General features: G+C 69.1%; 18 protein-coding genes. 13 read left to right on the top strand and 5 right to left on the bottom strand.

Features of this window, described 5'->3' with window-relative positions; genetic code table 11:
• Nucleotides 1-26: 26 nt before the first annotated feature.
• Nucleotides 27-638 (top strand): N-acetylmuramoyl-L-alanine amidase, encoded by a 612-nt coding sequence (locus OHT21_RS02325; protein ID WP_328766474.1) that lies wholly within the window; start codon nt 27-29, stop codon nt 636-638.
• Between the two features lie 25 nt (nt 639-663).
• On the opposite strand, the gene OHT21_RS02330 is transcribed toward OHT21_RS02325, so the two are convergent.
• The gene (locus tag OHT21_RS02330; RefSeq protein WP_328766475.1) at nt 664-987 is read right to left on the bottom strand and encodes a hypothetical protein; all 324 of its coding nucleotides are present in this window, start codon (nt 985-987) and stop codon (nt 664-666) included.
• On the opposite strand from OHT21_RS02330, the gene OHT21_RS02335 reads away from it, so the two are divergent.
• From OHT21_RS02335 to OHT21_RS02345, 3 genes are all read left to right on the top strand, one after another.
• The gene (locus tag OHT21_RS02335; protein ID WP_328766476.1) at nt 974-2,062 is read left to right on the top strand and encodes a GAF domain-containing protein; all 1,089 of its coding nucleotides are present in this window, start codon (nt 974-976) and stop codon (nt 2,060-2,062) included. The genes OHT21_RS02330 and OHT21_RS02335 overlap by 14 nt on opposite strands.
• A gap of 172 nt (nt 2,063-2,234) precedes the next feature.
• Nucleotides 2,235-3,758, top strand: a complete 1,524-nt coding sequence (gene exaC, locus OHT21_RS02340; protein WP_328766478.1) for an acetaldehyde dehydrogenase ExaC — start codon at nt 2,235-2,237, stop codon at nt 3,756-3,758.
• Nucleotides 3,759-3,986: 228 nt separating this feature from the next.
• On the top strand, nt 3,987-5,873 hold the full coding sequence (locus OHT21_RS02345; RefSeq protein WP_443050614.1) for a glycoside hydrolase family 5 protein: 1,887 nt from the start codon (nt 3,987-3,989) through the stop codon (nt 5,871-5,873).
• An 81-nt stretch (nt 5,874-5,954) separates the two neighbouring features.
• Here OHT21_RS02345 and OHT21_RS02350 read toward each other — a convergent pair whose 3' ends face one another.
• Nucleotides 5,955-6,809, bottom strand: a complete 855-nt coding sequence (locus tag OHT21_RS02350) for a class II fructose-bisphosphate aldolase (RefSeq protein WP_328766480.1) — start codon at nt 6,807-6,809, stop codon at nt 5,955-5,957.
• Nucleotides 6,810-6,973: 164 nt separating this feature from the next.
• Between OHT21_RS02350 and OHT21_RS02355 the strand changes: the two genes are divergently transcribed.
• Entirely contained in the window at nt 6,974-7,762 is a 789-nt protein-coding gene (locus OHT21_RS02355; RefSeq protein ID WP_328766482.1) for a DeoR/GlpR family DNA-binding transcription regulator, read from the top strand.
• Between the two features lie 50 nt (nt 7,763-7,812).
• Here the strand turns inward: OHT21_RS02355 and OHT21_RS02360 are convergent, their stop codons facing one another.
• From OHT21_RS02360 to OHT21_RS02370, 3 genes are read right to left on the bottom strand one after another with little or no spacing between them, the layout of a single operon-like run.
• Nucleotides 7,813-8,640, bottom strand: a complete 828-nt coding sequence (locus tag OHT21_RS02360; protein WP_328766484.1) for a carbohydrate ABC transporter permease — start codon at nt 8,638-8,640, stop codon at nt 7,813-7,815.
• 56 nt (nt 8,641-8,696) lie between these two features.
• The gene (locus tag OHT21_RS02365) at nt 8,697-9,641 is read right to left on the bottom strand and encodes a carbohydrate ABC transporter permease (protein WP_328766485.1); all 945 of its coding nucleotides are present in this window, start codon (nt 9,639-9,641) and stop codon (nt 8,697-8,699) included.
• A gap of 26 nt (nt 9,642-9,667) precedes the next feature.
• Nucleotides 9,668-10,927, bottom strand: coding sequence for an extracellular solute-binding protein (locus OHT21_RS02370; RefSeq protein WP_328766487.1), 1,260 nt, complete (start codon nt 10,925-10,927; stop codon nt 9,668-9,670).
• 195 nt (nt 10,928-11,122) lie between these two features.
• Here OHT21_RS02370 and OHT21_RS02375 point away from each other — a divergent pair, with 195 nt between their 5' ends.
• The 8 genes from OHT21_RS02375 (at nt 11,123) to OHT21_RS02410 (ending at nt 25,652) form a co-directional block, all read left to right on the top strand.
• On the top strand, nt 11,123-12,016 hold the full coding sequence (locus tag OHT21_RS02375; RefSeq protein WP_328766488.1) for an SIS domain-containing protein: 894 nt from the start codon (nt 11,123-11,125) through the stop codon (nt 12,014-12,016).
• 436 nt (nt 12,017-12,452) lie between these two features.
• Entirely contained in the window at nt 12,453-15,431 is a 2,979-nt protein-coding gene (locus tag OHT21_RS02380) for a TIM-barrel domain-containing protein (RefSeq protein ID WP_328773936.1), read from the top strand.
• Nucleotides 15,432-15,543: 112 nt separating this feature from the next.
• Nucleotides 15,544-17,418, top strand: a complete 1,875-nt coding sequence (locus OHT21_RS02385; RefSeq protein ID WP_328766490.1) for a DUF4091 domain-containing protein — start codon at nt 15,544-15,546, stop codon at nt 17,416-17,418.
• Between the two features lie 44 nt (nt 17,419-17,462).
• On the top strand, nt 17,463-21,062 hold the full coding sequence (locus tag OHT21_RS02390; RefSeq protein WP_328766491.1) for a beta-galactosidase: 3,600 nt from the start codon (nt 17,463-17,465) through the stop codon (nt 21,060-21,062).
• A 14-nt stretch (nt 21,063-21,076) separates the two neighbouring features.
• Nucleotides 21,077-22,297, top strand: coding sequence for an SGNH/GDSL hydrolase family protein (locus OHT21_RS02395; RefSeq protein ID WP_328766493.1), 1,221 nt, complete (start codon nt 21,077-21,079; stop codon nt 22,295-22,297).
• A gap of 45 nt (nt 22,298-22,342) precedes the next feature.
• On the top strand, nt 22,343-23,791 hold the full coding sequence (locus OHT21_RS02400) for an alpha-L-fucosidase (protein ID WP_328766494.1): 1,449 nt from the start codon (nt 22,343-22,345) through the stop codon (nt 23,789-23,791).
• Nucleotides 23,792-23,796: 5 nt separating this feature from the next.
• Nucleotides 23,797-24,741 carry a hypothetical protein gene (locus OHT21_RS02405; protein ID WP_328766495.1) on the top strand — a complete coding sequence of 315 codons (945 nt, stop codon included), beginning with the start codon at nt 23,797-23,799 and terminating at the stop codon, nt 24,739-24,741.
• Complete coding sequence (locus OHT21_RS02410; RefSeq protein ID WP_328766496.1) at nt 24,738-25,652, top strand: beta-glucosidase; 915 nt, start codon at nt 24,738-24,740, stop codon at nt 25,650-25,652. Before OHT21_RS02405 ends, OHT21_RS02410 begins: the two co-directional genes overlap by 4 nt.
• The last annotated feature ends 38 nt before the right edge of the window (nt 25,653-25,690 follow it).

The following is a 25,690-nucleotide window of genomic DNA, read 5'->3' on the forward strand; positions in this document are numbered from 1 at the left end:
ACTGATCACCGAAAGGCAGTTCCTCCTTGAACCGTGCCGGCTTCTGGCCCACATCACTTCCCAGCAGGCGACGCGTCCTGCAGACAGCCGCCCTCGCCACACTCTCCACCGCGTTACTGCCCAGTCCACGGGCGGGCGCCCGGACTCCGGCGTTCGACTACGCGCCCGCCGAATGGGTTCCGGCGAGCCCCTCCAACTACACGGCCTCCGACCGTCCGAAAAGCCACCCCATCGACTTCGTGATCATTCATGTGGCGCAGGCGAGCTACGCGACCACTCTGCGCATCTTCCAGAACCGGGAGAAGAACGTGTCCGCGCACTACGTCGTGCGATCGGCCGACGGCCGTGTCGCTCAGATAGTGCGGGAGCGCGACACCGCCTGGCACGCGGGCAACTGGGACTACAACACACGCAGCATCGGTATCGAGCACGAAGGCTGGGTGGACAAGCCCGGATACTTCACCGACCGGATGTACGAGGAGTCGGCGAGATTGACCGCGGCGATCTGCACCAAGTACGGCATCCCCAAAGACCGCTCCCACATCCTCGCGCATTATGAAGTGCCGGGCTCGGACCACACCGATCCGGGGCCGCACTGGGACTGGGCACGCTATATAAGGCTGGTCAACTCCGCCTGAGGGACGGGCCGTTCAGGTGCGGAAGTCAGTGGGCAAGGCAGCGGGCCTGGGGTGCGCCCGTACCGAGTCCCGTACGAGCCTGGTCGTGGCGCTTGTCCGCGCTCGTCACCAGAGTGACGATGTCCCCAGCCGCATCGCCTTCCGGGGAGGCCGAGTTGTCCGATCCATGGGTGGCCTTGGAGCCGGGGTCCGATCCCGTCGAGAGGGTGCGAGTGCTGCGCCGCGCCCATGAGACGTTCACCGAGGCGGGCACGGTGCCGCTGCCGGTGCGTTCCGTGGTGGCCGACTCGTGGCGTCGCTCGGCGCGGGCCGGTGTGGGACCGGACGGCACCGCCTTGGTGGAGCTCACGGACGGCGACCTGGGCTCCTACCGTGCGGAGCACCCGCTGGCCAGGGTCATGCCGCTGTTCCGTGAACTCATGGGCACGTTCGCCTCGGACGGCGAGCATCTCCTGGCGGTGTGCGACGCGCAGGGCAGGCTGCTGTGGGTCGAGGGCCACGCGGGGACCCGCCAGAAGGCGGACGGCATGAACTTCGTGCCGGGTGCGCGCTGGGCGGAGTCGGCGGTCGGTACGAATGCTCCGGGTACGGCGGTCGCTCTCGACCGGCCGGTGCAGGTCTTCGCGGCCGAGCACTTCATCCGGCGTGTGCAGCCGTGGACGTGCGCGGCGGCTCCCGTGCACGATCCGCGCACGGGACGGCTGTTGGGCGCGGTCGATATCACCGGTGGGGACGGGCTCGCGCATCCGCACAGCCTGGGTTTCGTGCAGGCCGTGGCGCGGGCCGCGGAGTCCCAGCTGGCGCTGCTGGCACCGGCTCCGGCCACCACCGCCGCACTCGAGCTGACCGCACTGGGCCGTGATGAGGCGCTGCTCATGGCGGGTGGCCGCAGACTGCGCCTGAGCCGCAGGCACAGCGAGATCGTGGTGCTCCTGTCCCGGCACCCAGAGGGGCTGACCGGCGATGAGTTGCTGTGCGCGCTGTACGAGGACGAGTCGGTGACGCCGGTGACTTTGCGTGCGGAGCTGGCCCGATTGCGGCGGCTCCTCGGCGCGGGGCTGCTCGGTTCACGGCCGTACCGGCTGGCGGTTCCGGTGGAGTCGGACATCGCGGTCGTCGAGCGGGGGCTCAGTACTGGGGCGGTCACGGCGGCGGCGAGGGCGTACGCGGGCCCGCTGCTGCCCGGTTCGCAGGCCCCGGATGTGGTGCGGCTGCGTCGGAGGCTCGCTGACGGGTTGCGCGCGGCGCTCGTTGCCCGTCGCGATCCGGACCTGCTGGCGGACTGGGCGCACGCTCCCTGGGGCGAGGACGATCTCGACGTATGGCGGACGCTCGCCGCGATACGCCCGACGGCGCCCGTACGGGCTCGCCTGAAGGAACTGGAGGCCGAGCAGTCGGCGCCGCGTGGGTGGACCGGACGCTGACGGCCCGCGCCCGCCGCCATGGCCTCGCCCGCCGCCATGGCCTCGCGTTTCGCCCCGGACCGCGCCCGCTCCCCCGCCGTACGCACGCAACGTACCTGCAACGTCTCCGCTCCTACCCTCGCCCCGAGAGCCGCCCAACGGCGGGCGGTCCTTCCCCGGGAGGCAGAACAGCATGACCCGTTACGCAGCGCCCGGCACCGACGGCGCGATCGTCTCCTACCAGGCGCGCTATGACCACTTCATCGGCGGCGAATATGTGCCGCCGGCCCGCGGGCAGTACTTCGAGAACCCGAGCCCGGTGAACGGGCAGGCGTTCACGGAGATCGCACGGGGCACGGCGGAGGACGTGGACCGCGCGCTCGACGCGGCACACGCGGCCGCCCCGGCCTGGGGCCGCACTTCGGTGACCGCACGCTCCGATGTACTGCTCAAGATCGCCGACCGTATGGAGGCGAATCTGGAGAAGCTGGCGGTCGCCGAGAGCTGGGAGAACGGCAAGCCGGTGCGCGAGACTCTGGCCGCCGACATCCCCCTCGCCATCGACCACTTCCGCTACTTCGCGGGGGCGATCCGCGCCCAGGAGGGCTCACTCGGCGAGTTGGACGACGACACCGTCGCGTACCACTTCCATGAGCCGCTGGGTGTGGTGGCGCAGATCATCCCGTGGAACTTCCCGATCCTGATGGCGGTGTGGAAGCTGGCCCCGGCGCTCGCCGCGGGCAACGCGGTCGTCATCAAGCCCGCCGAGCAGACTCCGGCGTCCATCCACTACTGGATGGGCCTGATCGCGGATCTGCTGCCACCGGGCGTCGTGAACATCGTCAACGGGTTCGGGGTCGAGGCGGGCAAGCCGCTCGCGTCCAGTTCGCGCGTGGCGAAGGTGGCCTTCACCGGGGAGACCACGACGGGGCGGCTGATCATGCAGTATGCCTCCGAGAACATCAAGCCGGTCACACTGGAACTCGGCGGCAAGTCCCCGAACATCTTCTTCGACGACGTGTGGGCGCAGGACGACGACTTCCGTGACAAGGCGCTCGAGGGCTTCACGATGTTCGCGCTCAACCAGGGCGAGGTGTGCACCTGTCCTTCGCGGGCGCTCGTGCAGCAGGGCCACTACAGCGAGTTCCTCGACGCGGCGGTCGCCCGCACCGAGCAGATCAAGCCCGGTCACCCGCTCGACACGGAGACAATGATCGGCGCCCAGGCCTCCAACGACCAGTTGGAGAAGATCCTCTCCTACCTGGACATCGGCCAGCAGGAGGGCGCCAAGGTGCTGACGGGCGGTCACCGTATCGAGTACGACGGTGAGTTGGCGGGTGGCTACTACGTCCAGCCGACGATCTTCCAGGGCGACAATCGGATGCGGATCTTCCAGGAGGAGATATTCGGCCCGGTTGTCTCGGTCACGTCGTTCGCCGACTTCGACGACGCCATCAAGATCGCCAACGACACGCTGTACGGGCTCGGGGCCGGCGTATGGACGCGGGACATGAACACGGCGTACCGCGCGGGCCGTTCGATCCAGGCGGGCCGAGTGTGGACGAACTGCTACCACGCATACCCGGCGCATGCGGCGTTCGGCGGCTACAAGCAGTCCGGCATCGGCCGCGAGAACCACAAGATGATGCTGGAGCACTACCAGCAGACGAAGAACCTGCTGGTGTCGTACTCGCCGAAGAAGCTGGGCTTCTTCTAGACACCGAGAAAGGGCGCCTGACCAGGGAAGGTGACCGTCAGGCGCCCTTCTGGGCGCACTCCTGTGCCGCGAGTCGAAACGCGACCTCACTCCCGATCTGTGCGCAGGACTGGACCAATGCCGCGCGGTCCCCCATGATGACGACGCCATGACAATGCATGCCTCAGGGTGGTGACCGTGCGCGGATCCTTCATCAGGGCCATGGCCACACTGGCCGCCGTATTCCTCATGGTGGCCCTGGCGCCCATCGCCGAGGCGGCAGTCGGGCGAGAGCCCGCCCCCGAGGCCGGTGCCCGACCCGAAATCGCCGCGATCGCGGCGGACTGGACGCCGCCGCTCAGCACGCGGGGTCGTTGGATCGTCGACGCGGACGGCGACCGCTTCAAGCTGCGGTCCGGCAACTGGCACGGAGCCAGCGGCACCTGGAACGGCTCGGGAAGCCCGGACGAGGACGCCGACCACCACGCGGGGGAGAACTCCGGCAGGATGCCGCTCGGCCTGGACCGTGCCCCCATGGCCGAGATCATCACCGGCTTCCAGGAGATCGGAATCAACAGCATCCGGCTGCCCTTCTCCAACGAGATGATCCACGACAGCCGTCCCGTCACGGACGATTCCGTGGCCGCCAATCCCTCCCTGCGCGGCAGGACCCCGCTCCAGGTGTACGACGCCGTGGTACGAGAACTCACCGCCGCCGGGCTCGCGGTGATCCTCAACAACCACACCAACACCACCCGCTGGTGCTGCGGAGTTGACGGCAACGAACGCTGGAACGCGAGCCAGTCCGCCCAGACCTGGGAGAACGACTGGCTCTTCATGGCCCGCCGCTACCGGGACAACCAGCGCGTCGTCGGCGCCGACCTCTACAACGAGGTGCGCCGCAATGTCTGGGACGACCCCAACTGGGGGCTCGGTGACCACCACGACTGGTTCGCCGCCTCGCAGCGCGTCGGTGACCGCATCCTGACGGAGGCCGACCCCGACCTCCTGATCATCGTCGAGGGCATCAACTGGACCGGCATCCCCGTCGACGGACTCCCCCACGAACGCCCCACCCTGGAGCCCGTACGCCGCCTCTCGCACACGCTTGTCGACTCCGACAAGCTCGTGTACTCCGCCCACTTCTACGACTACACAGGCCCGAACCACAGCGGCGCCACCGGAACCGGCGAGACCAGCGACCCCCGCTACCGCGACCTGGCCCCCGCCGAACTGATCAAGGTGCTGAACCGCCAGGCCTTCTTCGTGACAGCGGAGACGGACCGGCACTTCACCGCGCCCGTCTGGATCAGCGAGTTCGGCATCGGAGGCCGTGACGAGACCGGCCAGAAGCAGCGCGCCTGGTTCGAGAACTTCGTCGACCATCTGATCCGCACCGACGCCGACTTCGCGTACTGGCCGCTCGTCGGCTGGCACGAGGACCGCAAGGGCAACGGCTGGGCCCTTCTGCACTGGGACACCGAGGGCCGCCGCATGGGCCTCTACGACGGCGACGACTGGCGGGCCGCCGCCTGGACCCGGCTCATCCAGGCCCAGGGCCGCACCGGCCCGGTGGAGCCCGTGGCGGACTGGTCGATGCTCAGCCCCGATCACCGCGACTTCGTCCAGTCGCGACGGATACGGGCCCTGCCCGACTGGGACTCCGGTGCCCGCAAGGCTGTGTGCCCCGACGGACAGCGGCTGCTCGGCCTCAGCCACACCGGCAACCGGGGCCTGTGCTCGGACGTGTCCACCGGCCCCCTGTGGGACCCGGCCGGCGGGCATGCGGTGGTCGTCGACGACCGGTACGTCAGGCCGGGCCACGACTGGGCGTCCGGATACACCAAACTCCAGTGCGCCGACGGCCACTTCCTGACCGGCTACAGCGTTCGCGGCTCCGCCGTCTCCGCCGCCCTGTGCGCGGCCGCTCCGGCCGGCGGGCTCGGCACGGGCGGCCGTACGGTCTGGTTCGACCGGGGCGACAACAGGGGCTCGGCCGCCAAGGGCGGCGACTTCGCGCAGGGCCGCTACAAGGGCCAGTGCGCGGACGACGAGTACGCGGCCGGGATCGCGTACACGGGTCGGGTGGGCTCAGCACGGACTCCGGACGCGCTGTACTGCCGAAAACTGAGCTGACCGGCTGCGCCACCAGGGTCACCGTGCCGGGCTCCGCCGAGCGGTTCGGGGCGCCGCCGGGTACTACGGGCCCCGGTTGGCTCATCTCGTCCCGTACCCGCCGCCCGACAGGGTCCGCAGCGCCGAGGTCACGGTATCGGCCATCGCCCGACGCGCCGCGGTGAGGGCCGGGCGGGGGTCGACGACCGTGGGCGCCGCGGCAAGTGTGTCGCGGACCGCGCCGGTGAAGGCAGCATTCAGTGCCGTACCGATGTTGACCTTGATCATGCCGGCCGCCACCGCTTGCCGGAGCTCCGCGTCTGGCACGCCCGTCGCGCCGTGCAGAACCAGCGGCACGGGGACCGCCTCGGCGAGGCGGGTGATGAGGCCGTGGTCCAGCCGGGAGGTGCGTGTGGTCATCGCGTGGGAGCTGCCGACCGCGACGGCGAGTGCGTCGACCCCGGTGGCGGACACGAAGTCGCGCGCCTGATCGGGGTCCGTACGTGCCGACGGGGCGTGCACTCCGTCCTTGCCGCCGATCTCGCCGAGTTCCGCCTCCACCCACAGGCCCTGGGCGTGTGCCCACCGCGCCGCGGCGCACGTGGCGGCGACGTTCTCGGCGTGCGGCAGCGCGGACGCGTCGAACATGACGGATCCGAAGCCGCAGTCCGGGGCGCGGCGCAGCAGCGCTTCGTCCGTGACGTGGTCGAGGTGCAGCGCCACGGGGACAGAGGCCTCCTCGGCGAGCGCGGCGGTGGCGCGGGCTATCGGGGCGAGCCGGTTGCCGTGGAACCGCACGGCGTTCTCGCTGATCTGGCAGATGACCGGGCAGCCCGCGGCTTCCGCCCCGGTGACCACGGCCTCGGCGTGCTCCAGGGTGATCACGTTGAACGCGCCGACGGCCCCTCTGCCGCGGAACGCGGAGCTCATCACGTCGGCGGTGGGAGTCAGCGGCACCGACGGCCTCCTATCGCGGCGTGCGAGGGCCGCGACAGCGGCAAGGGCTTACGGGAGGTGCAGGGTTTTGCTCGTTTGGCGACCATAAAACACCCAATCAAGCGTTGTGATTCCATGGAGGTGCGCACATCGTGGCGCACACCATCGACAGGGAGTTGTGAGACATGGCGGGACCGCAGGCCCGGTGGAGCGCGCTGCTGGAGATGCTGACGCGCGACGGGCGGATCGAAGTCGAGGCGGCTGCCGAGGAGTTGGGGGTCTCCGCCGCGACGATCAGGCGAGACCTCGACGAGCTGGCCCGCCAGCAGATGGTCACCCGCACGCACGGCGGCGCCTCGCTCAACGCCATCGCCTACGACCTGCCGCTGCGCTACAAGGCCGCGCGCAACGCTCCGGAGAAGGAGCGGATCGCGCACGCGGCCGCCGAGCTGGTGAAGGCCGGCGCCGTGGTGGGGTTGAACGGCGGCACCACGACCACCGAGGTGGCGCGGGCACTGGCCACCCGCGCCGACCTGAGTTCCGGCGGCGCGGAGACGGCGGTCACCGTGGTGACCAACGCCCTGAACATCGCCAACGAGCTGGTCGTGCGGCGCCACGTCAAGCTCGTAGTGACCGGCGGAGTGGCCCGGCCGGCGTCCTATGAGTTGATCGGGCCGCTGGCCACCGAACTGCTCGCGGAAATCGCGCTGGACCAGGTCTTCATCGGGGTGGATGCCATCGATGTGGCCCACGGGGCGACGGCCCACCACGAGGGCGAGGCCAGCATCAACCGGGCGCTGGCCCGCCGCGCGCAGCAGGTCATCGCGGTCGCCGACTCCTCCAAGCTGGGCCAGCGGGCCTTCGCCCGCATCTGCCCGGTGGAGGAGATCGACGTCCTGGTGACCGACAAGGCCGCCTCGGACGAGCTGACCAAGTCGTTCGTGGCGGCCGGTGTGGAGGTCGTCCGCGCCTGACACCGCACGCCGCTCCCGTGCCGGCTCCGGCCGCGACGCGCATCCCGTCGTCATCCGCGGACGCCGCCCGCGGTCAGGCCGGAGACGAGGTGGCGCTCCACGAAGACGAACAGCACCACCACGGGCACGATCGAGACGAGCGAAGTGGCGAACAGGTACTGCCACTGCTCGTGGTACGAGGTGACGAAGCCGGGAATCGCCTTGGTCAGGGTCATCCGGTTGCTGGACGAGGTGATGGTGAGCGCCACCACGTACTCGTTCCACGCGGCGATGAAGGTGTAGACGAGCGCGGTCACCACACCGGGCATCGCGAGCGGCAGTACGACACGGGTGAGGGCGCCGAACCGCCCGGTGCCGTCGAGCCAGGCCGCCTCCTCCAGTTCCCGGGGGATGCTGGCGAAGTACGCGTTGAGGATCCACACGCAGAACGGCAGGTTGAACGCGGCGTTCACCAGGATGAGGCCCTCGGCGGTGTCGGTCAGGTCGAGGCTGACCATCTCCCGGTAGATGCCGACCAGCAGTGCGGTCGGCGCGAACATCTGGGTGACGAGTACGAGCAGCAGGAAGGCGCCGCGCCCGCGGAAGCGGTGCCGGGCTGTGTAGTACGCGGCGGGCATCCCGACGGCCAGGGCGAGCAGCGTCGCCGCCCCGGCGACGTACAGCGAGAAGACCAGCGCGTCCGCGACGCGCGGGTCGGTGAGCGACCAGATGTGCGTGAAGTTCGACCACTCCCATCGGGAGGGCAGATAGGACGGCGGGGACTTCATCAGTTCGGGCGTCGGTTTGAGCGCCGTCAGCAGCATTTCCGCGTAGGGCGCGAGAAACGCCAGTGCCACCAGCCATCCGACGGCGGTGAGCAGGACGGTGCGCAGTTTCATCGGTCTTGGCCGCCTCCTGCGCGGCGCTGCTTTGCGGGGGATGCCGGCGGTCCTGCTCACGTGGTGTCCTCTTGTCGGCGGACGACGCGCAGATAGACCAGCACCACAGCCAGGATCAGCCCGAAATTGACGACGGCCATGGCGGCCGACTCCCCCACCGACTGGTTGTCGAAGGCGAGTTTGTACAGGTAGGTGGTGGTCGTGTCGGTGGCGAACCCGGGGCCGCCGCGCGTCATGGCCCAGATGATGGGGAACGAGTTGAACACGTTGATGATGTTGATGATCGCGGCGACCACCAGTGAGGGCCGCAGCAGCGGCAGGGTGATGCCCAGGTAACCGCGGACCGGGCCGGCGCCGTCCACCCGCGCCGCCTCGTACACCTCGGCGGGGATGCTCTGCAGACCGGCCAGCAGGACGAACGAGGTGAACGGCAGCGAGACGAACACCGCCACGCCCATCATCGCGGCGAGGGCCAGTCCCGGATTGGCCAGCCAGTTGACGGGCGCGTCCAGCACACCGAGGTCCATGAGCAGCCGGTTGACCACGCCGTAGAAGTTGTTGAGCATCCAGCGCCAGATGAGCGCCGTCATCAGCACGGACGAGGCCCAGGGCACGATCAGCGCCCACCGCACCAGCCTGCGCCCGGGGAAGCGGGAGTTCAGCAGCCCGGCCAGGCCGAGAGAGAGCATGAGCGTGACGGTGACGACTCCGACGACCCACACGAGGGTGCGCAGCAGTACTCCGGGCAGGTCGCCCTCGGCGAACAGGTCGGTGTAGTTGCGGACGCCGGCGAACCCCTGGGACTGTCCGGTGGAGCTCACCCGTGTCAGGGACGTACGGATCATCTCGATGACCGGCCAGACGACCATGGTCAGGATGAGGAGGGCCGCGGGACCGAGCCACAACACGGGCTCCAGCGCGCGCCAAGTCCTGCGACGGCGGCGCGGCGAGGGTGGCGTCGGCGCCACCGGGGCCGGGTGTTCGGCCCCGGTGGCGCTCACAGTGACATCGTGTACGGCCACCGAGGTCAGTCGCCCTTCTGCGCGGGCTTCTGGATCTCGCCCAGGACCTTCGCCGGGTCGCCGCCCGCCACCGCCGTGCCGATGCGCTGTTTCACGGCGCCGTCGACCGCGGCCCATGCGGGGTCGTCGGTGGGGGCGAACTCCGCGTCGGAGAGGGCGTCGACGAACGGCTTGTAGTAGGCGGCGTCCCGGCTGTCGGAACTGAGCACCTCACCGGCCGACTTGGTGACCGACAGGAACCCCTCGGTGGAGACGAACTCGGCGGCGTTCTCCTTCTGGTAGAAGAAGTCGAGGAACTTCTTCACCCCTGCCTTGTTCGACCCGTCACCCTTCTTGAACGCGACGAGGTAGTCCTGCACACCGAGCGTCTTGTGCGTACTGCCGTCCTTGCTCGGCAGGGGCGCGACGCCGTAGTTCAGCTTCTTGTCGACCGGGTCGATGAAGCCCTTCCGCATGAAGACCGCCCCGTTCAGCATGCCGATCCTGCCCTGGGCGAACTGGTTGAAGACATCCTTGCGGTTGGTGGTCTCCGGGTTGGGCTGGGTGACCTTGTCCTTCGTCAGTTTCCGCAGATAGGTGAGCGTGTCGACGTTGGCCTGCTGGTCGATCGCCCACTTGCCCGAGGCGTCGGTCCAGCCGCCGCCGTTGTTCATCGCCCAGATCTGGAACTCGGCCTGGGCCTCCTCGGCCCCCAGGGGCAGCCCGAGGCCGATGTAACCGGCCTGCTTGATCTTCTTGGCGGCGGCCTCGACCTCGGCCCAGGTGGACGGCGGCCGGGCGATGCCCGCCTTGGCGAAGATGTCCTTGTTGTAGAAGAACAGGCGCGCACTGGAGATGAAGGGCAGACCGTACTGGGTTCCCTCGTACTGCGCCTTCTGCCGGAACAACGGGAGGAAGTCGGCCAGCACCTTGGGAGAGACGACGTCCTGCGCCTTGTGGACCAGGCCGTCGCGGGCGAAGTCGGAGAACTTGTTGTAGTTGAGGATGTCGGGTTCCTGCTTGGTCTGGACGTACGTCTTGACCTTGGAGTCCATCTGCTCCCAGTCGACGACTTCGAGATTCACCCGGTAACCGGGGTTCGCGGATTCGAAGTCCTTGATCAGCGCCGTCCAGTAGGCCTGGGTGTCGTCGTCGTACTTCGCCGCGACGAACCTGATCGTCCTGCCGTCGGATCCGCCGCTGTCCGACGAGCTGCCCTTGCCGCATCCGGTGAGGGCCAGTGCCAGGGACAGTCCCCCGGCGAGGCATGCGAGGTGCCGTTTCACGGAGTACCTCTCCGCACGCATGGCGTGCTTCGTCAAGCGCGTGCTCGCCTGATGGCGCGCTCGCTTGCTTGTTTATGCTCGATTACTGGTGTTATCAATCATCCAACGACATGATGCTCAATGAAACGCGCACGGCGTCAAGGGCCGTCACATCACGTATCGGTCACACCGCGCGCCCGAGAGGGGAGACTCCCGATGAGCCAGACCGAGATCGAGATCGCCACCCAGCCCGACTGCTGGCGGCACGCCGTGGCACTGGCCCGGCGGCCCGACGGCCTCGCCTCGCTGCCCCGAACCGGCGAGCGGGTGGCCGTCGTCGGCTGCGGGACGTCCTGGTTCATCGCCCAGGCGTACGCGGCGCTGCGGGAGTCGGGTGGCCACGGCGAGACCGACGCCTTTCCCGCCTCCGAGATGCCGGCCGGGCGTGCCTACGACCGGGTGGTCGCGCTGACCCGGTCCGGAACCACGACCGAGGTGCTGGAACTCCTCCGCCGACTGCACGGGCGCACCCCCACGACCGCGGTGACCGCGGTACCGCAGGCGCCGGTGACGGGGCTGGCGGACGCCGTCGTCGTGCTCGACTTCGCCGACGAGGTCTCGGTCGTCCAGACTCGGTTCGCCAGCACGGAACTGGTGCTCCTGCGGGCGCATTTGGGCGAGGACCTGGGACATCTGCCGCAGCAGGGGCACTCCGCGCTGGACGAACCGCTGCCGGCCGGGGTGCTCGAGGCCGAGCAGTTCACCTTCCTGGGGCAGGGCTGGGCCTACGGGATCGCCCAGGAGGCGGCACTGAAGATGCGCGAGGCGGCGGGCGCCTGGACGGAGGCCTATCCGGTGATGGAGTACCGGCACGGCCCGATCAGCGTTACCGGACCCGGCCGCGTGGCGTGGTGGTTCGGAGACCCGGCGGCCCTTCCGTCCGGTCTCGCCGACGACATCGCCCGCACCGGCGGGCAGTTGGTGGCACTCGGCCGGGACCCCCTGTCCGACCTCGTCGTGGTGCACCGGCTGGCCGCCGCCCTCGCCTCGGCACGCGGGCTGGACCCGGACAATCCGCGCCATCTGGCCCGTTCCGTGATCCTGACCTGACCAGGCACCCCCGGACGGATCTCGGGGAAGTCGCAGAATTTACCCGTCCGTTACGAACGGATTCCGGGCCCGTCGAGGCCTCTCAGCGGACCCCGGGACCGACTGCCACCAGGGACAACAACTGTTCCACGAGGACCCTCGGGACCCTTGGGAAGCCGCATGCCCCACAGGTTGACAGGTGGCGGCGACCGCAAGAACATGAGCGAAATCCCTTGGAATCTTGCATCTGCAAGCAGCATCAGACAGACATCAAGCCTCCCAAGCGCCGCGCTTCCTCGTGACCGCGCACTCCGCCCGCCGCACTCCGCACGCCACCGGCACCACGCACCGCAGCTTCTGAGTCACCGTCACCGTCCTGTCCGACAGGAGGACACGAGTGCACGCCCGACTGAGCAATCCCGGCGGCCTGTTGCTCGCTGCCGCCCTGACCGCCGCCATGCTGATGGCGCCCGTCACCGGCTCTACCGCGGCAACGGCCGCCGCCCGCCCCGCCACCGCCACCACGGCCACAACCGACGGACCTAAGGTGTCCCGCACCGCGAACGCCGTCACGGTCTCCGTACCGGCCTCCGCCGGAGCCCCCGGCTACACCCTCGACGTGGCCACCGACGAACTCGCCCTGACCACGCGCCGCGCCGGGAAGACCGTGCTCGCCACCGCCACCGGCGACACCGGCGCCCTGCGCTTCACCGCGGCCGACGGCACGTGGCAGCACGCGACCGGCGTCACCGACTGGACGTGGAAGAACGGCGTCCTGACCGTCACCGCCGACAGCACCCTCGACGGCACCACGGTGGAGGCCCGGATCACCCCCCGCGCCGACCGCTACCAGCTCGACTGGGACGTCCACGGCGGCGGAGCGGAGCAACTGGGCCTCGCCTACGACCTGTCATCGGCCGGCCACTGGTACGGCCACGGCGAGGCGGAGACCCCGCAGGGCGGTCCCGGCGTCAACCAGCCCTGGCCGCTCGACGCCGGCGAGGTCGACCACGAGACCTTCGGCCCGGCGTCGTACAACATGATCGACCCGTTCTGGTACACCTCCAAGTCGACCGGTCTGCGCGTCGACACCGGGGACGTCATGGACGTGGCGCTCAACAAGGGCAAGGACGGTCTCGGCACTTTCACCGTCGAGTCGCCCGACACCTACAAAGCCACCGTGTTCGTCGAGTCGACCCCGCTGGAGGTCTACCGCGATTACATCGGCATCGTCGGCAAGCCGACCAAGAGTGACGCCACGTACGAGCAGTACGCCAAGCCGCTGTGGAATTCCTGGGCGCAGTTCTACACCAAGATCGACCAGGAGAAACTGCTCGACTACGCCACCGACCTCTACGACAACGGTCTGGACGGGCACACCATCCAGCTCGACGACAAGTGGGAGTCGAACTACGGCAATCTGACCTGGGATCCCAAAACCTTCCCCGATCCCAAGGGCCTCTCCAAGAAGATCCACGACATGGGGTTCGACTTCGGCATCTGGGTCACCCTGTGGATCAACCTGGACTCCGACAATTACCAGTACGCGGTCGACAACGGCTACCTGCTCATGGACGCCAAGGACACGAACAAGCCGTGTGAAGTGACCTGGTGGAACGGCCAGGCCGGGATCATCGACCTGGCGAACCCCGAAGCCAAGGCCTGGTACGAGGGCAACCTCAAGAAGCTGATGGACACGTACGACATCGACGGGCTGAAGTTCGACACCCGCTTCTTCGATGAGAAGTGCGCGCCGCGCGAGGGCCACCAGGCCACGGACTACCAGAAGCTCGGCACAGAACTCGCCGACGAGTTCGACCTCCAGGGCGCGGGCATCCGGGTGCACTGGAACAAGACGGCGCATGAGGCGGGCTTCGTCACCCGCCAGGTCGACAAGGGCACCGGCTGGGACTCCCTGCGCGCCTCCGCCACCCAGAACCTGGCCATCTCCACCATCGGCTACCCGTTCGTCGAGTCCGACATGATCGGCGGCTCCGGCGGCCAGCCCGCACCGACAAAGGACGTACTGGTTCGGTGGGCGCAATCCGCCTCACTCATGCCGCTGATGTACGCCTCGACCTCCCCGGTCGACACCAACGACACCACCACCGGGCAGAAGGTCGACTACGACCAGGAGACGGTCGACCTCTACCGGGAGGCGATCGAGACGCACGAGAAGCTCGCCCCCTACATCTGGGATCAGGTGCAGAGCACACTGAAGACCGGCGATCCGATCATGCGGCCGCTGTTCTTCGACTTCCCTAAGGACGAGGCGAGTTACACGGTCACCGACGAGTGGATGCTCGGACCGGCCGTGCTGGCCGCGCCCAAGCTGAGCACCGGCGCCACCCGCTCCGTTCATCTGCCGCCGGGCACCTGGTACGACGTCAACCAGGGCACCGTGATCCGCGGCCCCAAGACCCTCAAGGGGTATGCGGCGCCGCTCGGCGTCACCCCGGCCTTCGTCAACCTCAAGGCCAAGGGTGCCGCCAAGGCCGTCAAGGCGCTCAAGCGCGACGACGCGCCGGCCGCCTCCGTCCTGATCACCCCGGACGCCCCGTCCACCGACGCCGGTAAGCCGTTCGAGGTGACCACCGAGGTGACCAACTGGGGCACCCGGACCCTCAAAAACGCCAAGGCGGCCCTGGACCTGCCCGACGGCTGGACCGCCAAGGCGACCGGCCCGACCACCGCGAAGTCCCTCAAGAACGGCGCCACCCTCACCACCACTTGGACGGTGACCCCGGCCGACGACGCCCGATGGGCCGGCCACGACCTCACCGGCACCGCCACCTACACCGGTCGCGACGGCTCGCAGAAGGTGTCCGACACCGTGCCGGCGCAGGTGAAGGCAGCCCCGGGCAGCGTTCAGGAGCCGTACCTGACAGCCGACACGACTTCCGGGGGCGCCCAGTACGCCCAGGCCGGCGACCAGTTCGCCATCTGGGCGGGCGGCCAGGACCTGTCCGGCTGGAAGGACGAGAAGGGCGTCATCTACCGTGACGACGCGGCCGGGGAAAAGGCCACCGTGCAGGCGCAGTTGGTCTCCCAGAGCAGCGCCTCACCGGTCGGCAAGGCGGGCATCGCCCTCGCCAACGACCTGACGGCGCCCGAGAAGGGCGGTTACGCGGTGCTGGCCATGACCGAGAGCTACGGCCTGGAGTTCATGACCGACAGCGACGGTGACGGGAAGCTCGACACCTGGGCGGGCGGTGGCTCCACCTACCACCCGGCGCATCTCAAGCTGACCCGGGACGGCGCCACCTACACCGCGTACGCCAGCAAGGACGGCGAGACCTGGTCGCAGGTCGGCACCGCCCAGGTGCCGTCGGCCACCGGCACAGGTGATGCCGGGATGGTCGCCAGCGCGGCCAACGTGAACTACCCCGGCGAGAACATCGAAGCCGTCTTCAGCGGATTCTCCGTCACCTCCTGACGAGCCGTTGCCACTGGCACCACCCCCGTTTCCCGGCAGGCCTCCCACCCCCGTGGGGCCTGCCGGGGACGGGCCACTCCCTGCACGTCCGTGAGAGAGGGAACCCACCCCCATGGCACGTACGTCCTCAGCTGTCGCCGGCTTTGTCGCGGGCGTAGTCGTGGCCGCGAGCACCACCGCGATCGCCGTCACCGGTACCACGGGTACGACCACCGGCACCGACCTCAACTCCAAGGCCACCACCACCTGGCTGACCGTCAAGGTCGCCGACGCCATGGGCACCAGGGACACCATCACCTGGGTTCCCACCGGCTCCTTCGCCGGCTCCGCGGAGGAGCGGGTCCCGCGTTACCCCATGACCGCCATCCAGGGCAAGGACACCAAGGAGCTCAAGCTCTCCGCCGTGCGCAACGAGCAGGTCTCGGCGCAACTGGCGATCGCCTCCGGCCAGGATCTCGACGACGTCAAGGCCGTGGTCGGCGACCTCACCGGGCCCGGCGGCGCGAAGCTGTCCGGCGACGACACCCAGGTCCGGTTCGTCAAGTACGTGCCCGTGCAGCGCTCCAAGAGCGAGGTCGACTGGTCCGCCACCATCGACCAGGTCAGCTCCGGCAAGGAGGTGTCCGGCGACCGCAACCCCGATGTGGTCGGCGACGCGCTCGAGGAGCGGTCCTCTGTCGACGTACCCGCGTACGCGGCACAGCCGCTGTGGTTCACCTTCAAGATCCCCGAGAAGGCCCGGCCCGGCACCTACACCGGCACGGTGAAGGTCAACGCCGACGGCCGTACCCAGACCACCTACCCGCTGACCATCGAAGTCGCGGACGCGAGTGTGCCCGACCCGGAGGACTACGACTTCTTCCTCGACATATGGGCGCAGCCGGAGACGATGGCCAAGAACCACGGCGTCAGGCTCTGGTCCGACCGGCACTGGAAGCTGATCGAGAAGTACAACCGCGATCTGGCGTCACGCGGCCAGAAGGTCATCAACACCACCATCGTCGACAACCCCTGGCACCACCAGTGGTCACTCGGCACCCGGGAATCGCAGACCGCCACGCCGTACACCAGCATGGTGGGCTGGAGCTGGAACGGAAAGACGTTCTCCTTCGACTTCGGCCGCTGGGACAAATACGTCCAGACCGCCAGACGCGCCGGTCTCGGGCCCGACATCGGTGCCTTCTCCATGCTGGCGTTCCAGGACCAGGAGCACCTCACCTACACCGACACCCGCACCGGCAAGACCGTCTACGAGAACGTCGACCTGGGCGGGGACCGCTGGCGGGAGGCGTGGGGAGCGTTCCTGCCCGCCTTCGAGAAGCATTTGAAGGCGAAGGGCTGGCTGGAGGACACCTGGCTGTCGTTCGACGAGCGGCCCATCGACACCATGACGGTCGTCAAGGACTTCGTCCACGAGGTCGCACCGGTCTTCGACGACCGTATCTCCGTCGCCGGTTCGATCAGCACCGAGGGCGTCGCGTCCAACCTGTCCGTCGACTGGGGCGGCATCGACGCGATGACGAAGGAGAAGGTGGCGGAGCGGCGCAAGGCAGGCAAGACCACGACCTTCTACGTGTACGGCTCGCCGGCCCACCCGAACACGCTGTCGTACTCGCCGGCCGTCGAGTCGCGGATGCTGCCGTGGATCTCCGCCCAGCGGAATCTGGACGGTTTCCTGCGCTGGTCGTACAACAGCTGGACCAGCGACCCCTTCAAGCAGCCGGTGCACGTCTTCACGCAGGGCGACGAGTACCTGGTCTACCCGGGCAGGGACGGCCCGATGTCCAGCATCCGCTGGGAGCAGCTGAAGGAGGGCATCGAGGACTACGAACTCATCGCCCAGCTGCGGAAGAAGGACGGCGGCGCCGACAGCGAGGCCCTGACCGAGGCCCTCACCACCGCGACCCGGAACCTCGACGGCCGGACGAAGGACGTCGGCGACATCGAGACCGCGCGGGCGGCCGTCGTGAAGGGGCTGACGTCATGAGGGGCAAGTGGAGATCTCTGCTGCTCGCCGGAGCTCTGTCTGTCATGCCCCTGACCAGCACAGGTGCCGCCGCGGAACCGGTTCAGGCGGAGCCGCAGGCCCAGGCCCCGCGCACCGTCACGTACGACCAGTACTCCGTGAAGGTCGACGGCAAACCCCTGTACATCTGGGGCGCCGAGTTCCACTACTTCCGGCTGCCCAGCCCCGACGCGTGGCGGGACGTACTGCAGAAGATCAAGGCGGGCGGATTCAACGCCGTCTCGCTCTACTTCGACTGGGGCTTCCACTCCGCCAAGCCGGGCTCGTACGACTTCACCGGCACCCGTGACGTGGAGCGGCTGCTGAACGAGGCCGAGCGCGCGGGCCTGTATGTGATCGCCCGGCCGGGCCCGTACATCAACGCGGAGGTCTCCGGCGGCGGCATGCCCGCATGGCGCAAGACACAGGCCGGCGTGAACCGCACCTCCGAGCCGGAGTACATGAAGGCGGCCCGGGAGTGGATGAGCCGGATCAACCCGATCATCGCGCGGCACCAACTCACCCGTGGCACCGGCAATGTGATCCTCTATCAGATCGAGAACGAGTACCAGGGCGGCCGCCAGGACGCCGACTACATGCAGACCCTCATCGACTGGGCGCGCCAGGACGGCATCGACGTCCCGACCTTCGTCAACGACGGCGGCGCCAACAAGAACTGGGTCAGTGGCAAGGGCGCCCCGGACATCTACGGCTTCGACGCCTATCCGCAGGGCTTCGACTGCAAGGACCCCGACACCTGGAAGAACCTGCCCGACTACTCGTACGTCAATGAGTGGAAGCCCGAGTCCCCACTGATCATCCCGGAGGCACAGGGCGGCGCCTTCGACCCCTGGGGCGGCACCGGATACCAGGACTGCGCGAAGCTCACCGGCACCGACTTCACCCGGGTGTTCAGCAAGATGAACATCGCCGCCGGGGTGAGCGGCCAGTCCTTCTACATGACGTACGGCGGCACCAACTGGGGCTGGCTCGCCGATCCCAACGCGGTCTACACGTCGTACGACTACGGGGCCCCGATCAACGAGTCCCGCCAACTGACCGACAAATACCAGGAGTTCAAGCGCCTCGGATACATGGTCAACTCCGTGACCTCGCTGGCACGCACCGACAAGGCCGAGGCCCCCGCCCCGTCCGACGACGCCCTGCGCATCGACCGGCGCGTCAATCCCGACGCCGGAACCCAGTTCTTCACCGTCCGGCACGCCGACACCCGCGTGAAGGACAAGGACGAGACCACCTTGTCGCTGAAGGGCGCGGACGGCGAGTATCCGCGCGTACCCCAGCAGGGAACGATCACCGTCGACGGCCGGGACGCCAAACTCCTCGTCGCGGGCTATGACTTGCGCGAGGACCAGCGGCTCGTCTACTCCACCTCGGAGATCATGACGCACGCCCGGATCGCCGACCGGGACGTGGCGCTGCTGTACGGGCGTGACGGCGAGGCCGGCGAGACCGTGCTGCGGTACGCCGAGCGGCCGAAGGTCACCGTCCTCGACGGCGATGTCACCACCACCTGGGACGCCGAACGCGGTGACCTGCGGCTGAACTACACGCACAAGGGCCTGGCCCGGGTGCTGGTGAACGGCATGGAACTGCTGATCGCCGACACCGCCGAGACCGCCCACTGGTGGCGGCAGGACACCGCCGCGGGCCCGGTTCTCGTACGAGGCCCTTCCCTCGTCCGTACGGCCGAACAGGCGGACGGCACTCTGAAGTTGACCGGCGACTCCACCGAGGCCGCGAAGATCGAGGTCATCGCGGACGCCAAGAAGGTGACCTGGAACGGCCGCAAGGTCGCCGTCACCCAGGCGCCGCGCCCGGTCGAGCTGCCTGAGCTGACGACGTGGAAGTACAAGGAGGAGGCGCCGGAGGCGGCCCCCGGCTTCGACGACTCCACTTGGACCACCGCCGACCACCTTACCGCCAACAACCCAGACCTGGCCGGGTCGCTGCCGGTCCTCGCGATGGACGAGTACGGCTACCACCACGGCAACGTCTGGTACCGCGGCCGGTTCAAGACCACTGGCCGGGCGACCGCGCTCGCGTTGAACGCCAACACCGGCCCGACCGGCCAGTACGCGGTCTGGCTCAACGGCAGCTACCTCGGCAGTTCCGGCGACGGCGCGCACACCTTCGACATCCCGGCCGGGACGCTCAAGGCGGAAGGCGACAACGTCCTTTCCGTGCTCGTCGAGAACGCGGGCCACAACGAGGAATGGGGCCACGACTACTCCAAGGAGCCGCGCGGTCTGCTCGGCGCCGAGGTGATCGGCGGGGCCTCCACCTTCACCTGGAAGATCCAGGGCAGCCGGGGAGGCGAAGATCCGGTCGACACCGCCCGGGGCCCGTACAACAACGGTGGGCTGTACGGGGAGCGGGCCGGCTGGTCCTTGTCCGGTTACCCCGACGGCGGCTGGAAGCGCAGCACCCTGGCGGCGGGCACCGAGAAGACCGGACCCGGCGTGCGCTGGTACCGCACCTCCGCGCGGCTCGACCTGCCGCAGGGCCAGGACAACGCGGTCGCACTCGATCTCGCCGAAGCGGACGGCGGCAGCACCGGCTACCGCGCCCAGATCTTCGTCAACGGCTGGCTGATCGGCCGCTACCTGCCGGACACCGGACCCCAGACACGCTTCGTCATCCCCAAGGGCATCCTGCGCGAACAGGGCACGAACACCATCGCCCTGGCCGCGTGGTCCACCGAGGGCGGCGCGGGCCCGGGTTCCGCCAAGCTCGTCGATCTCGGCGCCACGGCGGGCGGGATCAAGGTCGGTACGGTGGCCGCGCCGTCGTACGACGCCAAGACCTACGCCATGCCGACCGCTGGCGCCCATGTCACCGTCGACGCCGAGCCGTTCCTGAACACCGGTACCGCCACCGAGGTTCCCGTGTCGCTCACCGTGCCGAAGGGCGCGCCCACGGCTCGGGACGTACAGCTGACGCTGACGACGCCCGACGGATGGACCGCGACCACCGACGACACCACCCGTTTCGCCCGGGTCCGGCCCGGCGACACGGTGACCGCGGCCTACACCGTGACCCCGCCCGGCGACCCGGTCCACTACGCCGTCCTGTCCGCGACCGCCACGCTCACACAGCCCGGCCGTCCGGGCACCGTCACGGGTGTACGGGCCGTGCAGGTGCCGCCGCCGGGGCTGTCCGCCGACGCCTATGTCAGCGACCTGACCCTGGCCAAGGCGGTCAACGGCTGGGGTCCGGTCGAGAAGGACGCCTCCAACGGCGAGTCCGCGGCGGGCGACGGGCGGACGCTCTCGGTCGGCGGCACCTCGTACGACAAGGGCCTCGGCGTGCACGCGAACAGCCAGGTCCGGGTCTATCTCGGCGGCGGCTGCACCCGGTTCACCGCGACCGCCGGGGTGGACGACGAGGTCGGCGACAACGGCAGCGTCTCCTTCGAGGTGATCGCAGACGGCCGCTCCCTGTTCGACAGCCCGGTGCTGTACGGCTCCGACGGCGGCGCCGCGATCGACGTGGACGTGACCGGCGCCCGCTGGCTGGACCTGCTGGTCGACGGAGACGGCGATGTCTCCACGGACCATGCCGACTGGGCCGACGCGAGGCTGACCTGCGGCGGCGGTGCCTGATGCCCGTGAGCGGGATGCGTTCGACACGCGGCAGGTTCACCGTGCTGCTGCTCGCGGTCATGGGTCTCGTGGCGGGGACGGTCGCGCCCGCCGAGGCCGGTCAGCAGGACGATCGGCGCGGCTGGACGGGAACTTGGGCGACGGCGGCCAGCGAGCACTACGAAGTCTCGGGGATGTCCGAAGTGACGGTACGGATGCCGGTGCACACCAGCGTCGGCGGCTCCTCCGTACGCATCCGCCTGACCAACGCCTACGCCACCGACCCGGTGACGATCGGGCACGCGACCGTGGGCCTGCGTGATGGGGGTTCTGCCGTTGCGCGCCCGTACGACGTGCGGTTCGGCGGGAAGCACGAGGTCACGATCCCGGCGGGCGGCGAGGCGGTCAGCGATCCGGTCCGGCTCGCCGTGCCGGCCCTGGCCGACCTGGTGGTCAGTCTCCATCTGCCCGGCCAGGTGACGCACATCACCGATCACTGGTGGGCGCAGCAGACCGTCTACTGGACGGACTACGGGGCGGGCGACCACGCGGCCGACACCGCCGGTGACGCCTTCACCTGGACCACCACCAGCTGGCCCTTCCTCAGCGGCGTCGATGTGACCGCGCCGAGTGCCCGGTCGGTGGTGGCGCTCGGCGACTCCATCACCGACGGGTCCTTCTCGACGCCCGACACCAACCAGCGCTGGCCCGACCTGCTCTCCGCCCGGCTGAACGCCTGCCGGCCCGGCGCCGGGGTGCTCAACGCGGGCATCACCAGCAACCGGATCACCGCCGGTACCGCGACCAACCCCTCGGCCCTGGACCGCCTCGAACGGGACGTGCTCTCCCAGCCGGGGGCCAGGACCCTGATCCTCTTCGAGGGCATCAACGACCTCGGCGGGGCGAGTGCCGAGCAGATCATCGCCGGGATGACGGAGATCGCCGACCGGGCGCACCAGCGCGGGATGCGGGTCGTCGCCGCCACGATCACGCCGTACAAGGACTTCACCTGGGGCGGCTGGAGCGAGGCGACGGAGGCCCGGCGGCAGCAGGTCAACGCGTTCGTCCGGGACTCCGGAGGGGTCTTCGACGGCTACGCCGACTTCGACAAGGCGGTACGGGACCCGGTGGATCCGCGGCGGCTCGGCGCGGCGTACGACTCGGGCGACCATCTGCATCCCAACGACGCCGGGATGAAGGCCTTCGCCGACTCCATCGACCTCACCGCGCTCGGGCTCGGCCGCGGCTGTTCCTGACGCACTCATTGACTCCTTCTCCACCCACGAGTGAGAGGCACATTCATGGCAGTCGACCGTAGACAGTTCATGACCACCGCGGCAGCCCTCGGCGGCGCGGTGCTGCTCGCCCCGCCGGGCACCGCCCAGGCCCTCGCCCGAGGGGCGACGCCCCGCGCCGCGGGCATTCCCGACTACGAGCCCACCAAGGCGTCCCTCGACACCCATCCCGTGCCGCGCTGGTACAAGGACGCCAAGTTCGGCATCTTCATCCACTGGGGCATCTACTCGGTGATCGCCGGCGCGACGCCGAGAAGTGCCTCCGAGTGGTACCTCTGGTACCAGAGCACCAAGGACACCGCCGAGTGGAAGTATCACCGCGACACCTACGGCGAGGACGTCACCTACGACGACCTCATCCCCCAGTTCAAGGCCGAGAAGTACGATCCCGACGCCTGGGTGAAGCTGTTCGAGCAGGCGGGCGCCGAGTACTTCGCGCTGACCAGCAAGCACCACGACGGATTCGCCCTCTACCCCAGCAAGGTGACGGACCGTCACTCCGTGGCGTACGGCCCGAAGCGCGACCTCGTCGGTGAGCTGATGACCGCGGCCCGCAAGCGCGGCACCGTGCGGCCAGGCCTGTACTACTCGCTCGGCGAGTACTTCAACCCGGCGATCGGCCGGCCGATGCGCAACTTCTACACCGACGAGGAAATCCCGATGACCGGCTACAAGCCGGTCGAGGACTACATAGGCGACTACGAGCTCGAGCAGCTCTACGAGATCATCGACCGCTACGACCCGGAGCTGCTGTGGGCGGACGGACAGTGGTTCCGGCCGACGGGCGAACCGCCGTGGCGCAGTGAGGAACCCCTGGCCCACTACTACAACCAGGCCAAGAACCGCAGGCACCCCAAGGGGGTGGTGATCAACGACCGGTTCGACACCCACTTCGACTTCGCGACGTACGAGCAGCGCACCAACCCCACGATGGATCCGCAGAAGTGGGAGTGCTGCATGACCATGGGCTACTCCTGGGGCTACAACAAGCACGAGCCGGACGAGGACTACAAGACCTCCGAGTTCCTGATCCAGCTGCTCGCCGACGTGGTCAGCAAGAACGGCAACCTGCTGCTCAACATCGGGCCCAGGCCGGACGGCACGATCCCCGAGATCATGCAGGAGCGGCTGAAGGACATCGGCGCCTGGCTGAAGGTCAACGGCCCGGCGATCTACGGGTCCACGCCCTGGGTGCGGGCGGAGGAGGAGGGCGGCTCGCTCGGCGTCCGCTACACCGTCTCCCCGGGCAAGTTCAACATCATCGTGCTGGGCGCGCCCAGCGGCACCCTCTCGGTGCCCGGCGACATCCCCATCAGCGCCACTTCCCGGATCCGGTTGCTCGGCAAGAGCGGCAGTCTGCGGTGGACCCGCCGTGACGGAAAGATCAACATCACCGTCCCGTCCTCCCTGCCCAGCGACATCGCCAACGTCTTCACCGTCGACTGGGCCCGGTGAGCGGCATGGGAATCAGGAACGGTACCCAGTTCGACACCCTGGGCCCCACGCTCACTGTCACCACGGAACCCGCCGAGCCGGCCGGCGGTGACACGGTCACCGCCACCGCGGTCCTCACCAACGACTGCCCCTTCCCGCTCCGCAACGCCGTGCTCCACCTGATCGACCCCGGCGCCACCACGGCGGCGAAGACCATCCCGCTCGGCGACCTGCGGCGCGGCGCGAGGACAACCCGGCGCTGGGAGACGGCGATGCCGGCCGACGTGGCCGGGAACGTGTCGTTCACCGCGCACGTGGTCTTCGACGTCGACGGGCGCAGCAGCGACTGCGCGCGGTCCGCGAAGACGGTCACGGTGCCCTACGAGCCCAACGGGGTGCGGGACCCGTACCGGACGTTCGCCACCACCGACGACGCCGAGTTCGGCCAGTACGGCAGCCAGTTGGTGATCTGGGCGGGCGGCCGCGACTTCTCCGGCGGCACCGACGAGAAAGGGGGCATCCGCCTTCCCGGCTCTGCTGCCGCGGCGAGCGTGGTGCAGGTCAAGACGGTCAGCCTCACCGGCAGCGACAACCCCACCGCCAAGTACGGGATCGCGGTCGCCAACGACCTGACCGCTCCGGAGAAGGGCGGCTATGCCGTACTCACCATGTCGAAGTCGTTCGGCCTGGAGTTCATGACCGACAGCGACGGCGACGGACGGCTCGACACCTGGGCCGGTGGCGGCGGTTCCACCCACCCCGCCTGGCTGCGCCTGGTCCGCGACGGCACCACGTACACCGCGTACTCCAGCACCAACAGCGGTCTTTCCTGGATCGAGATCGCGAGCGTGAACGTCCCCTCCGCGAGCGGCGCCCTGGATGCCGGCGTGGTGGCAAGCGCCGTGAACCTCAACTACCCCGGCACCACCGTGCAGGCCGTGTTCGACCACTTCTCAGTGGAGACGAGATGACAACCCATCGCCTCGCCCAGGCCGCCTACCGCCCCGAACAGGACTTCCTCCCGCCGCCCGTCTCCCTCACCGTCACCCCGGCCACCCCCGGGCCGGGCCAGGCCGTGTCCCTGACCGCCACCCTCAAGAACACCACTGGCATTACCCTGCGCGGCACCGTGCTCTACCTCGCCGTGGGCGACATCGCGGAGTCGGACGGCCTCGGCGGCCTCGCCCCCGGACGGTCGGTCACCCGCACCTGGCGGACCCGGCTCCCAGACGACGCCGAGGGCCGCATCGCGTGCACCGCCCACGCGCTCTTCGACGTCCACCGGCACGGCTCCGACTGCACCCGCGCCACCTCGTCACTGAGGCTGCCGTACCGCTCGCTGGCCAGTGCCTTCGACAACGCCGGCATCTCCTCCGACGACGCCACCACCACCGCCGACATCGACGGCTCGCGTTCCAGCCTGTCCGCCCAGGCGCTGGCCTCGGTCGGACTGACTCCCGGGGCCTCGGTCACCTACGGCGGGACCCCCTTCACCTGGCCGGACACCGAGCCCGGGGCCAAGGACAACGTGGTGTCCTCCGGGCAGACCGTACGGCTGTCCGGCACCGGCTCGCGGCTGGCCTTCCTCGGCACCTCCACCTGGGGCGACGGCAAGGGGCCAGGGAAGGTCGTGTACGCGGACGGCACGGAGCAGGCCTTCTCCGTCGAGGTCCCCGACTGGTACTCGGCGAACTCCGCGGCCGCGGCGGTCCTGCCGTACCGCAACACCCCCTCGGGCCAGGACAACAACCCGGTCAGCCTCTACACCTTCGGCGTCGAGCTGGAGGACAAGGAACTGCACTCCGTCGTGCTGCCGAAGGTCAGCGACGGCCTGTCGAGCGGTGGCCCCGCTCTGCACATCTTCGCGATGACCGTCGCCTGAACCGAGCCGCGGCGCGGTGCGACCATCACATCGCACCG

The sequence above is a fragment of the Streptomyces sp. NBC_00286 genome (assembly GCF_036173125.1).
GTDB lineage: Bacteria > Actinomycetota > Actinomycetes > Streptomycetales > Streptomycetaceae > Streptomyces.

Coding starts and splice junctions, on each gene's coding strand:
- exaC (WP_328766478.1), top strand. CDS start 2,235: ATGACCCGTTACGCAGCGCCCGGCACCGACGGCGCGATCGTCTCCTAC.
- OHT21_RS02345 (WP_443050614.1), top strand. CDS start 3,987: ATGGTGGCCCTGGCGCCCATCGCCGAGGCGGCAGTCGGGCGAGAGCCC.
- OHT21_RS02355 (WP_328766482.1), top strand. CDS start 6,974: ATGGCGGGACCGCAGGCCCGGTGGAGCGCGCTGCTGGAGATGCTGACG.
- OHT21_RS02360 (WP_328766484.1), bottom strand. CDS start 8,640: ATGAAACTGCGCACCGTCCTGCTCACCGCCGTCGGATGGCTGGTGGCA.
- OHT21_RS02375 (WP_328766488.1), top strand. CDS start 11,123: ATGAGCCAGACCGAGATCGAGATCGCCACCCAGCCCGACTGCTGGCGG.
- OHT21_RS02380 (WP_328773936.1), top strand. CDS start 12,453: ATGCTGATGGCGCCCGTCACCGGCTCTACCGCGGCAACGGCCGCCGCC.
- OHT21_RS02385 (WP_328766490.1), top strand. CDS start 15,544: ATGGCACGTACGTCCTCAGCTGTCGCCGGCTTTGTCGCGGGCGTAGTC.
- OHT21_RS02390 (WP_328766491.1), top strand. CDS start 17,463: ATGCCCCTGACCAGCACAGGTGCCGCCGCGGAACCGGTTCAGGCGGAG.
- OHT21_RS02395 (WP_328766493.1), top strand. CDS start 21,077: ATGCGTTCGACACGCGGCAGGTTCACCGTGCTGCTGCTCGCGGTCATG.
- OHT21_RS02400 (WP_328766494.1), top strand. CDS start 22,343: ATGGCAGTCGACCGTAGACAGTTCATGACCACCGCGGCAGCCCTCGGC.
- OHT21_RS02405 (WP_328766495.1), top strand. CDS start 23,797: ATGGGAATCAGGAACGGTACCCAGTTCGACACCCTGGGCCCCACGCTC.
- OHT21_RS02410 (WP_328766496.1), top strand. CDS start 24,738: ATGACAACCCATCGCCTCGCCCAGGCCGCCTACCGCCCCGAACAGGAC.